Consider the following 13,056-nt stretch of genomic DNA (forward strand, 5'->3'; position numbering starts at 1 on the left):
TCGTGCGCGGTTTTCTTGCCAGGAGAACCCCTTTGTTGCGCACGCCCGCTTCCCCCCGCCGCACCCGCCGGTTGCCCATCGCCCTGTTCCTGGGCGCCGCATCGCTTACCGCCCTGACCGCTGCCAGCGCCGCCGGCGGCCTGTTCGGGCTTCGTGCCCAGGCCTTCGCATCCCACGCCTGGATCCAGGCCGAAGATGACTTCGCCGAGTTGCGCCAGGATACCCGCGACCACGTCCTGCGCTTCTGGACACGCGCCTCCGCCAACACCCGGCTCGCCCGCCGTGCGCGCGAACGCGCTGCCATCGGCACACAGGGCGCCAGCACGACCAATCCCGTCGTCCTCACGCCGGTTGCGCCCACCGTGGATTCAACCCCGGTCCTGAGCAGCGGCGGACGGATCAGTTCGAACTCCTCCCGGCCACGGCTGGTGAACCTGCCCATGCCGGTGCCGGCGGTCGACAAGACCTCTGCGGCCTACACCCGCTTCAAGGGCTGGGTGGATGCGGCCGTGGGCGGCAACCGCGGCTACGGCTTCAGTGCCGCCGAGGCCGCGCTGATGTACCAGCTTTCGCCCGAGGCCAAGTACTGCACGCTGGCTGTCAGCATGGTCGAGGCGCAGGTCAGCGCGGCGGAATCCGCGATCGCCGGTGGCGGCCGTCCTGCCGTGGCAGGGGATTCCTATCTCGAGGTCGGCCCGATGATCGCCGATGTCGCAGCCACCATGACTGCCTGCGGCGGCAGCATCACGGCCAGCCAGCGCACCCGCTGGTCCGCATACGCGGAACAGGCGGTGTGGAACATCTGGAACTACAACAACGCCCAATGGGGCGGTCGCAGCCATCCGTGGTCCGGCTGGTCGGTGAGCAATCCCGGCAACAACTACTACTACAGCTTCGTCGAAGCGACGATGTACTGGGCGCTGGCCAGCGGCAACAGCACCTGGTTCAACTTCCTCCGCGACAACAAACTGCCTGCGCTGCAGACCTACTTCGCCCGGCTGCCCGGCGGCGGCAGCAGCGAAGGCACCGGCTACGGGACCTCGCACATGCGGCTGTTCTCGCTGTACCGCATCTGGCGCGATGCCACCGGCACCGACCTGGCCAACGCCAACAGCCATGCGTCCGACAGCATCCCGTACTGGGTGCATGCCACGGTGCCCACGCTGGACCGCTTCGCGCCGATCGGCGACCAGGCACGCAGTTCGGTTCCCGACATCTACGACTACCACCGCCGCCTGATGCTGGAGGCCCGTTCGGTGGCGACCAATCCGGTCGTGCAGAACCAAGCGACCTGGTGGCTCAACAACATCTCGATCGCGCGCATGGGCTCCGGCTTCAACTATCGCTACGACCTGCTGCCTGCCGGCACCACGGCCGCCGTACCGTCGGAGCTGGTCTACCACGCCCGCGGTACCGGACACCTGTTCGCGCGTACCGGATGGACGCGTGATGCGATGTGGCTGGCGATCGTGGCCGGACCCTACAACGAGAGCCACGCCCACCAGGACCAGGGTTCGTTCACGCTGTTCTCCGGCGACTGGCTGGCGGTCACCGCCAACATCTGGAGCCACAGCGGCATCAACCAGGGCACCGATGTGCACAACCTGGTGCGCTTCGTGCGCAATGGCACGGTGGCACGCCAGTGCGAATCCACCACGCGGGCCTCGACGCTCACGGTCAATCCCGGCAGCGGCGGCGCCTTCACCGCCGATGCCAACCTGACCCCGGCGTTCTGCAACAGCGACGCGGTCACCAACTGGCAGCGCAACTTCACCTTCGCCAACCGCCGCCTGACCGTCCGCGACAGCTTCAGCATCACCAGCGGCACCACCGCGACGTTCCAGGTGAACGTGCCGGTTGCGCCGACACTGGTGAACAGCCGCGAAGCCACGGCGGGCCGCCTGCGCGTACGCGTGCTGGAGCCGGCCAACGCGACGATCAACAGCAACTTCAGCTCGGGCAAGTACGTCGAGGATGGCGCGCGCTTCCGCATCGACGTGCAGGGCGGCACCACCGGCTATGTCGTCGAACTGAGCGAAATCTGACCTGCCCCGTCACGGGCAGGGGTGAGGCCGCCGCCCGCGCGCACGCAGGCGGCGGCGCATGTCCAGCACGGGGATGGGCATGCAGCTGATCGACATCAGGCTGAGGCGTTCCAGCGTGGGCCGTGCGACCAGCGCCGGCAACAGCAGGTGGCGTGCCGGCTGCAACCGGCGCGCATGGATCAGGTGGCGGGCGAACTCCGTACGGATCACCCGCACCTTCCACGCCACCATCGCGGCAGGCAGCGACAACTGTTCGCCCAGCGTCTGCGCGTTGTGGATCTCCGCAGCGGCGCAGCGTTCGATACGACTGGTCAGGCTGCCTTCCACCGGCGTGTAACGGCCCACCAGGCCAGGGCAGGCACGCACCCGCCAGCCTGCGTGCGCGATGCGCAACCACAGGCTGTAGTCCTCGGCACCGATAAGCTCGCGCGCTTCGAAGAAGCCACCCAGCGTATCGAAGACGTCACGGCGCACCACGCTCATCGAGGTGCATATCCGGTTGCACCGCCACAGCAGGTCGAAATCCATCTCCGCCGGCAGCGCCAGGCGGTCCTCTCGCGCACTGCCATGCAGAAGACCGGCACGCGAATCCATCGCCAAGGGCATCTGTGCCTGCATCTTGTGCGGCAACCAGGTGTCGTCCGCATCCAGGAATGCCACCCATGGCGCCGATGTCGCGCGCACGCCTGCATTGCGCGCGCTGGCAGGTCCGCCGTTGGGCTGCCGCAGCAGTTCGACGACACCGCCATAGCCCGCCACGATGCGCGCCATCTCGTCGCCATCGGGGGAGCCATCGTCCACCACCACGATCTGGCGCGGCGGCAGGGTCTGCGCCACGACACTGTCCAGCGCGCGTGCCAGGGTGGCAGCGGCCTGGTACGCCGGAATCACCACCGCGTAGTCCGGCACCGTCACGGGGGAAGACGATGCCATGGTCACGCCAGCCTTGAGACGGGACGTCGCTTGAGCAGCGCATGCGCGATGTAGTGCAGCATGCACCACGCCGACCGCGGCCAGGGCAGGCTCTCGATGTCGCGGTAGATCCGCCACTGCCAGCCGGCGGCACGCAACTTGTTCGACGACACCGAACCTTCCCGGACGAGGTAGTACGCGAGCGGCCGCTCATCCGGCACGCGTTCGGCATGGCCGGCACGTCGCACCCGATCCAGCCAGAACACGTAGTCTTCATGCCCCATCTTCTGGAACGCCACCTCGCCCAGCGAGCGCTCGTAGATGCCGGTCAGGTTGCCGATGCGGTTGCTGTAGAGCATGCCGGCATAGTCCACGCGCGCCGGGGGCAGCACGGTCGCCAATGGCCTGCCATCCTCGCCCACGCGCTGATAGGCGGTGTAGCACACGCGCGCGCCGGTCCGCCGCATGTGTTCGAGTTGCAGGGCGAGCTTGTCGTGCGTCCACCAGTCGTCGCTGTCCAGGAACGCGACGTGGCTTCCGCGCGCGGCCTGCAACCCCCGGTTGCGTGCAGCCGCGACGCCCCCATTGACCTGGTGGATCGCCACCACGCGCCGATCGCGCGCTGCGTACTCGTCCATGATGGCCGGCGAACCGTCGCGCGAGCCGTCGTTGACCAGGAGCAGTTCCAGGTTCGCGTGGCTTTGCTGCAGGACCGAATCGATGGACCGGCGCATCGTGGCTTGCGCGTTGTACACGGGCATCACCACGCTGACCATCGGCGCATCCAGCGGGGCGGCTGGCGGAGCGTCCGTCACGCGGCCGCCTGTGCCATCTTGCCGCCTGCCCAGGATGCGCGCGGGGCCGGCAACGCATAGTCGCGGTAGGTGCCAGGATTGCCCTGCATGCCCGCCTCTGCGGCCTTGACGATGTTGTAGGCCTCGCGCGCGGTGACGTAATGCAGCACGTACTGCTTGCCATCGTTGTAGGCGGATTCGAGATAGTCGTGCATCGCATCAACCGGAGGACCGAGCAGCGTATCGATATCGCCTTCCTGCGTGCCGTGGGTATGGATCTTCACGAACAGCCAGTCGGGCCTGCCCTGCACGTGCACACCGGCGCGCACCCAGGCATCCACCCGTTGCGGCGTCGGCGGCTGGCCCCTGCGCACATCGGCATTCTCGATGCGCGGGATGATGCCCATGCGTCGATCCTTCCAGTTCAGGCCCAGCGGCCCCTGGATGAGCATCAGGTCGCCACTCGCCTGTCCGCCGACGCGGACCGGCACGCCCTGGTCGTGCGACTTCGGCGCATGCGGATCGTCGGTGGCGTAATAGATGCTGTTGATGGTGCTGGTCTGGGTGTCGCTGGGTGCGGAAGGCAGCGTGAAGTCCGCGTAGCATCCCAGCTCGCGCAGCAGGATCAGTTCGTTGTCCAGGCCGCACCAGCGGCCATCGGGCCGCGAATTGTCCAGGCACCAGTTGCCGTGGATGAAGCCGAAACGGAGTTCGCCCGTGGCCGGATCACGCGGCAGCGCGCCATGGCGTTCGTGCAGCACGCGGCAGAAACGCGACATGCCTTCCTTGAAGTTGGCCTCGGTATCGTTGTCGTGGTGCAGGTGCACTTCGATCTCGCCATAGCCGTCGGTGCACAGCGCGGAGAGCTTGTCGAGATACTCCGGCACGTACTCCTCTTCGGGATAGAAGAAGCTGTGCTGGGGCGGCCGGCCATCCGCATCGCGGTGGCGTCCGGCCAGCGTGCGGTAGTCACGGCACCAGCGGTCCACGCGCTCGCGCTGCGTCGCTTCATCGGCGCCATGCCACATGGGCTCGAAGTGGTCGACGAAGCAGAACATCACGTGCACGGGCCCCTCCACGGCGCGCATGCGCGGGCGCCGCAGGTAGTTGCCGATCCAGAGTTCCATGTTGCGCGAACGCAGCAACTTCCAGACCGCCAGCACGGTCGCCAGGATCACGACGGCCAGCCCCGCCAGCCACATCACACCGTCCAAGCATCCCCCTGTCGTTGCCGGCGCGTGGTCGCGCCATCGTCACTCCAGAAAACGCGACAACGCGGATGCACCGGCCACGCCTTGCCGGTGTGCGGCAGGGTCAATGCACGTGCGGGAGGGCGCGGAGATCGAAGCCTTGGGCCTTCCATGCCGGGATCAGGCGGTGCAGCATTTCGAGCGAATGGTCGCTGTCGTCGTGCATCAGGATGATGTCGCCACCGCGCGGTGGATGGCGCTCGATCGTCTCGAGCAACTCCGGCACCGGACGGCGGCTGTAGTCCAGACTGTCATACGACCAGTAGTCGATGCGGTGCCGGCGACCCACCAGCCGCGCCAGCATCGGCACGCTCAACACGCCGCGGGGTGGCCGGAATGCGTGGCGTGCGCGGCCATCGATGCCCTGCAGGAGTTTCTCGGTGCGATCGATCTCTTCCATCTGCTGCCCCAGCGTCAGCGATTCGAAGACCGGGTGCGAGTACGAATGGTTGCCCAGCGTGTGCCCTTCCGAGGCGATGCGGCGCGCGAGCGCGTCGTGCCGCTCCACTTCGCGCCCCACCAGGAAGAAGCTGGCCTTGGCATCATGCTCCGCCAGCAGGTCCAGCAATGGCGGCGTATGGGCAGGATGCGGGCCATCGTCGAACGTCAGGTACAACGCACGCCGCTCCCCGCTCGGGCCGGCGGTCGACAACCAGCCGTTCGGCAGGAAGCGCAGCAGTTTCAGGCGTCGTGGACGTGGATTCATGGCGATCAGGTTACCGGGAAGCGCAAAGTTTCATGAGATGCGTCCCTGCACGGCCATCGCACCGGACGACATGTCCTGGCCATCATCCTCGTAGAGGCCATGGTAACGCTCGGCCATGGTGCGGAACGAGGCTTCCGCCTGCGCCCACGCCTGCCCTGCCCGACCCATCGTCGCGGCACGGTCGCCGCCGCGCAGCAGCGCGATCAACGCCGTGGCGAGCGCGGCCGCATCCCCCGACGGTACCAGCCGGCCGTTCACACCCTCGCGGACAATCTCGCGGTTGCCACCCACATCCGTGGCCACGATCGGAAGCCCGGCGGCGCACGCCTCCAGCAGCGCGATCGAATAGCCTTCGCTGGACGACGACAGCGCGAACACTTCCATGCCCATGAGCAGGCGCGGCACATCATGGCGATCACCGAGGAACCTGACCGCGTCCGCCAGTCCGGCCTGCGTGGCCTGCGCTTCCAGCGCCTCGCGCAACGGACCGTCGCCGACGATGGCGAGGACCGCTTCCGGCACCTGCATGCGCACCTTGGCGAAGGCGCGCAGCAACAACGCGTGGTCCTTCACCGGCTGCAGTCGTCCCACGGTTCCGATGATCCGGCTGCCCGCAGGCCAGCCAAGTTCGGTGGCAAGCGTCTGGCGTGCATCCGGGCCAGCGGAACGGAAGCGCTCCAGCCGGATGCCGTTCGGCACCGCCAGCAGGCCATGCCGCGGATGCACGCCTTCCTCGGCGAACCGCTCGCGTGCGGCTTCGCATACCGCGACGGCGTAGTCGGTGAAGCGCATGCTCTGCCGGTACAGCCATTCCTGGCGACCGCTGCGCGAGCGACCGCCCATGCCGTGGCGGGTGTTGATGCGGCATTTCACGGGCAAGCCCAGCGAAGCCATCACCGCGTAGTAGTGCGCCATGGCGTTGTGCGTGTGGATGACGGCGTTGGGCGACTGCCGCAGCAATGCGCGTGCGCGACGCAGCGCGCGCAGGTCCAGGCCGGGCTGCTTGCCGCAGGCGTCCACCCGGACACCGCTGGCCAGCAGTTCCCTGGCCAGCAGACCCAGCTTGAACAGGCAGATGACCCGGCACTGGTGGCCCGCCTCGCGCTGGCTCGCGATCAAGTCCACCACGGTGCGTTCCAGCCCGCCCCGGTCAAGGTTCTCGACGAAATGCACGATCTCCACGCTCTTCCTATCCTCCAAGTTCCGACACGGTGACCCGCTGTTTGCCGCTGGGCGTCAGCGGGATCTCGTCCGTGAGGCGGAAGTTCAGGGCGACACTGTCGCCCACGACCTTGACCAGTTCGCTCCGCACATGTTCGATGATGCCGGCATCGAAGCCTGCGTCCGGCACGATCAGGATCTCGAATGCATCCAGTTGCTTCTGCACCACCTGGTAGCGCCGGATGCCGGTCGCGCCCAGGAAGGCATACACCACGTACTCGCCCGGCACGAACCGGCCATCACGCGTGCGCAACGCATCCAGCTTGCGTCCATCCACGCGCGCCAGCCGCGGCAGTCCGCGTCCGCAAGCGCAGCGGCCGTGGCCGGGCGTGGCGAGGTCGCCATTGACGTAGCGGAGCAGCGGCATGCCCAGGTTGTGCAGGTCGGTGATCACGAGTTCGCGCGGCCCTTCCCCGCCGACACTTTCGCCATGGCCGAGTTCCACCTTCAGATGGTCCGCGTTGACGTGAAGACCATCTCGGTGCTCGCATTCGGCGGCGATCAGCATGAACTCGCGGCAGCCGTAGGTGTTGTAGGCCGGCGCGCCGAAGGCCTGCTCGATGCGCGTGCGCTGCGCGTCATGCAGCGCCTCGGCGGCACCCAGGATGCGCAGCGGCACATGCACCCGGCGACCGGTGGCAATCAGCCAGTCCGCCATCTCCACGATGGGCGCGACGTAGGACACGATGGTTTCGGGCTGGAAACGATCGATCGCATCGGCGTACTCCGCCATGCGCGTGCGGTCCATCTCGAAGGCATTGAGCATGCGACGGTTGAAGGCGCCGTGGTAGAGGAGGTCCTTGCGCTTCTGCGCGCCGAGCGGCGTGCCCCACAGGTAAAGGGTGCGCTGCCCCAGTCGTGCACCGGCCCATCCGTAGCCACGCCACATGATCGCGACGCGGCGCTCATAGCTGTCGCGCGTGTAGCCGAACTTCAGGGGTTCGCCGGTCGAGCCGCCGGTGGTCTTGTAGAGCAGGCCGGCCCGCTGCGGGCCGGCGATCAAGCGCTCGAAGTTGGCGCGGATCGTGGGCTTGTCCAGCACGGGCAGCCGAGCGTAGTGCGCGGGATCGCGGATGTCCTCCGGCGCGGCAATGCCAAGCCCGGCCCAGGTGTCCCGGTAGTAGGGCACGTGCTCCCAGCAATGGCGCAGCAGGTGTTGCAGCTTCTGCCACTGGAGCGCATCGATCTGCTCCGGCGCCAGCCATTGCTGGCGCTCGTACTCGCGCAGGTACGACAGCGTCTTGCGCCCGCGCAAGCCGGATTCGTACGCGGGGAAAAGCACGTGGCGGAACAGGGGTTCGTAGAGACCCGTCATGAGGCGCCTTCCCCCGCACGTTCGTGGGCCCACGCCAGCAGGCGCGCGCCCATCCGAGGACGACCCGCGGCGAAGCGGCGGTGCAGCAGTTGCAGGTGCTCGATGTCGTCCCGGCTCCAGCAGCGCAGCAGGAGCGTGAACAGCGCATACGACAGCACCAGCAGCACGCCCCCCAGCAGGACCGCCGCCCAGGGCACCAGATGCCCCCGCAACGGCCACGCCAGCGCCGCCGCCAGCGCGCCCGCCAACAGCACGCGCCCCAGCGCGCCCCAGGCCAGCCGTGCATGGCTGACCCGGACCGCGAGCGAGATGTACAGCGTGGCGTTGACCAGGGCCACGGTGAGATAGCCGATCACCGCGCCCACCAGGGCGAAGTGCGCGATCAGCACGGCGGACAGCGTCAGCTTCAGCACGCCGCTGGTCACGGCCAGCACCAGGATGCTGCGCTGCCGGTCCGCGCTGACCAGCATGCTGGAGGCCCCCTGCGCCATCGTGGTCAGGCACGTGGCGAACAGGCAGGCCGAGAACAGCGGACCCGCCGCCCAGTATTCGGGCCCGTACAACAGGTGGATCACGTCGTCGCCGAATACCAGGCCGAACGCCATCAGCGGCGTCGCCAGCAGCGACAGGTAATGCGTGGTGCCGGCGAAGCGCCGCGCTGCGACTTCCCTGCCCTGGCTGAGCGCGCTCGCCATCATCGGCAGCAGCAGCGCGCCGAACACCCCCGGCACCAGCGCCGCCGCGCCGACCGCCAATTGGTAAGCCACTTTGAACTGGCCGGCATCATGGCTGTCCGCGTACAGGTTGAGGAACATCACCTCCACCTCGCTGGCCACCAGGAAGCTGACCGACACGGTCAGCGCCGTCCAGCGCATGTGATGGCCGATGCGCGCACGCAGTGTCGGCGGCAGCACCACGCCGGGCTGGCGTGGCGGAAGCAGCGGACGGATCTGCCGCAGCGACACCACGTAGAAGACGATGCCCGACAGCGAGAACACCGCCAGCAGCCATTCCACCGGCGCGTCCAGCTGCCACGCCGCGATGACGAGCAGCAGGTTGATGGGGGTGGACACCAGCGCCACGATCGCGGTGGCGCGGAAGTTCTCGAAGCCCTTCGCCACTCCGATGTTGAACATGTACGACGAGCGCAGCACCACGCCGAGGATCAGGAACCCCAGCAGCAGCGTGTGGTTCATGCCGGGCGCGACATGGTCGCCGGCGAAGATGAACAACGCGGCGCCCGCCAGCAGCACGAACAGCATGAACACCCGTTGCGCGCGCCGCAGGTAGGTGAGCACGTAGGGGATCTGTTCGAGGTGCCCGGATCCGCGCAGTTCGGCGATGAACTTGATCGCCGCACTGGCCGTGCCCGAGTTGGTGGTCGCCACGCCCATCGCCACCAGCCAGATCACCAGGCTGTAGGTGCCGAAACCCTCCGGTCCCAGGTGCCTGGCGATGATGATCGACGTCAGCATGCCCAGCACGTACTCGGTGTACATGCCCACCGAGGAGAACAGGGTGTTGCTGAGCGTGCGCGAGCGGGAGTTCATGCCAGGGCCAACAGGACCTTCACGGTCAGATACAGCCCGATAACGCCGATTACGGCAATAAGGGGCCAGCGGATGATGTCCCTGTCGAGCGAGAACTGCGGCAGGCTGGGGTACGTGGACCGCATGCGCGTGTAGTGGCCGACGACCAGCGCGACCAGCAGGTACAGGATGATCACGTAGCTGCGGCTGAGGAAGAACGCCGCCGTGAAGAAGCCGGTCAGCGACAACAGCAGGCTCAGGCTCAAGGCCTTGTCGGTCCTCCATTCCTTCAGCGCGATATCGTCGGGCACCTCGAGCGGCACGTCGTCGATGATGTCGTCGCCGCGGTTCACGATGGCCAGCATCATGCGGAAGCAGTAGCCCACGATCGCCAGCCAGACGGTGAAACCCACGATGCCCGTTTCCGCGAGCACCAGGACGAAGGAGTTGTGCGCCGTCAGTTCATGCAGGTCCGAGTAGCCGCCGGCACCGATGCCGAACACCGGACTGCCGATGAACATCTGGATGCCCTCGTACCACGATTCGACGCGTCCCATCGCGGAGGCTTCGGACACATCCATTTCCTGCATGCGCGAGGGCAGCATCATCAGCCCTCCCAGTGCGCCGGCGCCCATCAGGCCCGCCAGGAACAGGCCGCGCGTGCGCCAGACGTACACGCCCAGCATCGCCACCAGCGCCAGCAGCGTGCCGCGCGAATTGGTCAGGTAGCAGCCCCAGACCAGCAACACGATGGTGGTCCACCAGAACAGCCGCTTCAGCCCCAGCCAGCCACCCTGTGCGCTCAGATAGAAGGCCATCGGCAGGCACATCACGAACAACATGCCCAGGTCGTTGGGGTCGTTGAAGATGCCCACGTACTGGATGCGCGTGCCCTGCGAGAGCTCGACGCCGGTCCAGCCGATGCCCGTGCTGGCCTGGTCGATGCCGTGCACCGCCAGCACCGACGCACACACGATGAACACCCCCATCGTCACCTGCATGCGCTTGCGCGTATCCACGGCATTGGCGAGCAGCACGTAGGCCAGCAGCACGGGGGCGAACACGAAGAACACGAACAGCGCACCGCCCGCCCAGCCGTTCACCACCTTGGACACCATGGCGATGAAGAGGAAGATCGGGATCAGCAGGTACTGCGGCTGGTTGAACGACTTGCGCTGCGAGAACACCCACAGGCCCGCCGCCAGCACCAGCGCGATGGACTGCAGGGGCGGCCCGGGCGATTCGGCCACCGCCGGGTAGTCCTGTGGCCTGATCAGCACCAGGATCAGGTACACCAACAAGAAAAAGAACATGGTCCCCTGTCGCTCCTTGCCTCAGCCCGTGCGCAGCCGCGAGGCATAGGTGAACAGCTCCGGCAGCGCCATCATCGCCTGGAACCAGGGCATGTCCATGTGTCGCTCCACCGGCAGGCGGGGCAGCGAGAACTGCGTGGCCGGCCCCAGCCGGCCTACGCCGGCCACGTAGCTGCACGCCAGCCCGAAGCCCGCTGCGCGAACCGCCTCGACCGTGTCGTGGTTGAACGCATCGGGCCCGCCCACGGGATACGAGATGACCCGCGCGGGCACACCCAGTTCACGCTCCAGCGCGAGCTTGGAATCGCGCACCTCGCCCACCATGCGCTCCAGCGACAGCTTGGCCAGCATGCGGTGGTCCACGCCGTGCGACCCGATCTCCATGCCGCCACGCTCCATCTCGCGCAGCTGGTCCCAGGTCATGGGCCGGCAATCCGGGTGACCCACGGTGCGCGGGATGCCCCAGGTGGTTTCCAGCCGGGCAACGAGTGCCGCCTGCTCGTCGTCATCCAGCAGCTTCACCCGGTACAGCAAGTCGGAAGCCTGTCGCCGGCGCCCGGTCAGCGTGGCTTCCACCGCCCAGTCGATGCCCAGTTCGGGCACCTGCAGGCGCGCGCCGTCGGACACCGAGCACAGCATGTGCACCAGCCAGTCGTACGCGTACGGCCGCCCGGAATCGATGTGGCCCGTGGACACGAAGAACATCGCCGACATGCCCAGGTCGCGCAGGATCGGGAACGCGATGCGGTAGTTGTCGTCGTAGCCGTCGTCGAAAGTGATCAGCGTGGCGCCTGCAGGCAAGGGCCTGCGGCGATCGAGATGGTCCAGCACCTCGTCGAAGCGCATCGGCACGAAATTCGCCTTCAGGTGCTGCATCTGCTGGCGGAAGACGTCCGCGGACGCGCTGATCAACTCCGGATCGAAGCTGAAACCCTGCGGGTCGGACGACTCCAGCACGCGGTGGTACGCCAGCACGCGCACTTCTCCGTGCGCCCCCGGCCTCACGCGCTTCAGCAATGGCAGCGCGCCCAGCCGATGGCACCAGCGTGCCAACAGCTGCCGGCGCCCCACGCGCGCCGCGACGCTCATCGATGATCCCCTGGCCATCATCATCCGCAGTTCGGCAACCTTGCCTGTGCTGGTGAATACGTAGAAAGCCGGCGCGCGCGGCCAGCCCCTGGACTGGCCGGATCGCGCCCCGGAACGCGTATAGCTGGGAAAGCAGACATCACGCGCCAAGAAGGCGCCGACGGCGATACAGGGGCGCGTCACCAATGTCGGACGATACCGACTTCGTCAGCATGTACGAAGAGCTGGGGCTGGACGCGGAATGCGGCATGGCCGCCTTCAAGCAGGCCTATCGCCGGCGCGTGGCGGCCCTGCACCCGGACATGCAGGGCGATGCCTCGGACCTGCCGCGACTGCAGCGTCTGAATCGCCTGTACGAAGCGACCCTCGACTTCCACCGCGTGCATGGACGGCTGCCGGGCGCCTCCGCACCACGGCGCAGCATGCACGCCCCGGCCCAGGCCGAACCCGTCGCCCACGACATGCCCGCGTACGACGAAACACCCTCGCCGCCCCGCTCACGCCGCTACCTGCTGATCGGCGCCCTGGTCGCCGCGCTGCTGTACTGGCTGGGCGCCAACCGCACCTCCGTCCCCACCCTCGATCCCGCCGGCCCCGGCGATGCCTCCGCAGCAGCATGGCAGCCACGCGCCGCGCGACAGCTCGAACTGGGCATGGACACCGGGCAGGCGCGCAGGATCCTGGGCGAGCCGACAACCGAGCATGCTGCGCGCTGGCATTACGGTCCTTCGTGGATCGACATCGAATGCGACAGGATCACCGGCTGGTACAGCGCACCTTCGCGTCCGCTGCCGGCAGGACGTGACTCCGCGCACCAGGCAACCGAGGGCCCACGTGGCCCGGCCGCGTGCGGCTGAGCGGACAAGGAAAGAGGACACGCGA

Annotated in this window: 11 protein-coding genes; 2 read left to right on the top strand and 9 right to left on the bottom strand. The window is 67.6% G+C overall.

The features are described from left to right. Positions 1 to 35: 35 nt before the first annotated feature. Entirely contained in the window at positions 36 to 2,045 is a 2,010-nt protein-coding gene (locus tag IB223_RS09800) for a heparinase II/III family protein (RefSeq protein WP_192201491.1), read from the top strand. Positions 2,046 to 2,054: 9 nt separating this feature from the next. Here the strand turns inward: IB223_RS09800 and IB223_RS09805 are convergent, their stop codons facing one another. From IB223_RS09805 to IB223_RS09845, 9 genes are all read right to left on the bottom strand, one after another. Continuing rightward, on the bottom strand, positions 2,055 to 2,978 hold the full coding sequence (locus IB223_RS09805) for a glycosyltransferase family A protein (protein ID WP_192201492.1): 924 nt from the start codon (positions 2,976 to 2,978) through the stop codon (positions 2,055 to 2,057). Between the two features lie 2 nt (positions 2,979 to 2,980). Next, positions 2,981 to 3,772 (bottom strand): glycosyltransferase family 2 protein, encoded by a 792-nt coding sequence (locus IB223_RS09810; RefSeq protein WP_192201493.1) that lies wholly within the window; start codon positions 3,770 to 3,772, stop codon positions 2,981 to 2,983. After that, the gene (locus IB223_RS09815; protein ID WP_343227204.1) at positions 3,769 to 4,956 is read right to left on the bottom strand and encodes a hypothetical protein; all 1,188 of its coding nucleotides are present in this window, start codon (positions 4,954 to 4,956) and stop codon (positions 3,769 to 3,771) included. Before IB223_RS09815 ends, IB223_RS09810 begins: the two co-directional genes overlap by 4 nt. A gap of 109 nt (positions 4,957 to 5,065) precedes the next feature. After that, positions 5,066 to 5,707: a polysaccharide deacetylase family protein gene (locus IB223_RS09820; RefSeq protein WP_192201494.1), complete on the bottom strand. Its 642-nt coding sequence runs from the start codon at positions 5,705 to 5,707 to the stop codon at positions 5,066 to 5,068. Positions 5,708 to 5,737: 30 nt separating this feature from the next. Then, the gene (locus tag IB223_RS09825) at positions 5,738 to 6,889 is read right to left on the bottom strand and encodes a glycosyltransferase (protein ID WP_192201495.1); all 1,152 of its coding nucleotides are present in this window, start codon (positions 6,887 to 6,889) and stop codon (positions 5,738 to 5,740) included. A 7-nt stretch (positions 6,890 to 6,896) separates the two neighbouring features. After that, positions 6,897 to 8,243 carry a phenylacetate--CoA ligase family protein gene (locus IB223_RS09830; RefSeq protein WP_192201496.1) on the bottom strand — a complete coding sequence of 449 codons (1,347 nt, stop codon included), beginning with the start codon at positions 8,241 to 8,243 and terminating at the stop codon, positions 6,897 to 6,899. Further along, a complete protein-coding gene (locus IB223_RS09835) occupies positions 8,240 to 9,793 on the bottom strand; it encodes an oligosaccharide flippase family protein (RefSeq protein WP_192201497.1) in 1,554 nt (517 codons plus the stop codon). The genes IB223_RS09830 and IB223_RS09835 overlap by 4 nt, the downstream gene beginning before the upstream one ends. After that, positions 9,790 to 11,085 (bottom strand): O-antigen ligase family protein, encoded by a 1,296-nt coding sequence (locus IB223_RS09840; protein ID WP_192201498.1) that lies wholly within the window; start codon positions 11,083 to 11,085, stop codon positions 9,790 to 9,792. The genes IB223_RS09835 and IB223_RS09840 overlap by 4 nt, the downstream gene beginning before the upstream one ends. A 21-nt stretch (positions 11,086 to 11,106) precedes the next feature. Continuing rightward, complete coding sequence (locus IB223_RS09845) at positions 11,107 to 12,174, bottom strand: polysaccharide deacetylase family protein (protein WP_225590992.1); 1,068 nt, start codon at positions 12,172 to 12,174, stop codon at positions 11,107 to 11,109. A gap of 185 nt (positions 12,175 to 12,359) precedes the next feature. Here IB223_RS09845 and IB223_RS09850 point away from each other — a divergent pair, with 185 nt between their 5' ends. Further along, positions 12,360 to 13,031, top strand: coding sequence for a J domain-containing protein (locus IB223_RS09850; RefSeq protein ID WP_192201499.1), 672 nt, complete (start codon positions 12,360 to 12,362; stop codon positions 13,029 to 13,031). Positions 13,032 to 13,056 lie beyond the last annotated feature (25 nt).

Source organism: Pseudoxanthomonas sp. PXM03, assembly GCF_014852005.1.
Classification (GTDB): Bacteria; Pseudomonadota; Gammaproteobacteria; order Xanthomonadales; family Xanthomonadaceae; genus Pseudoxanthomonas_A.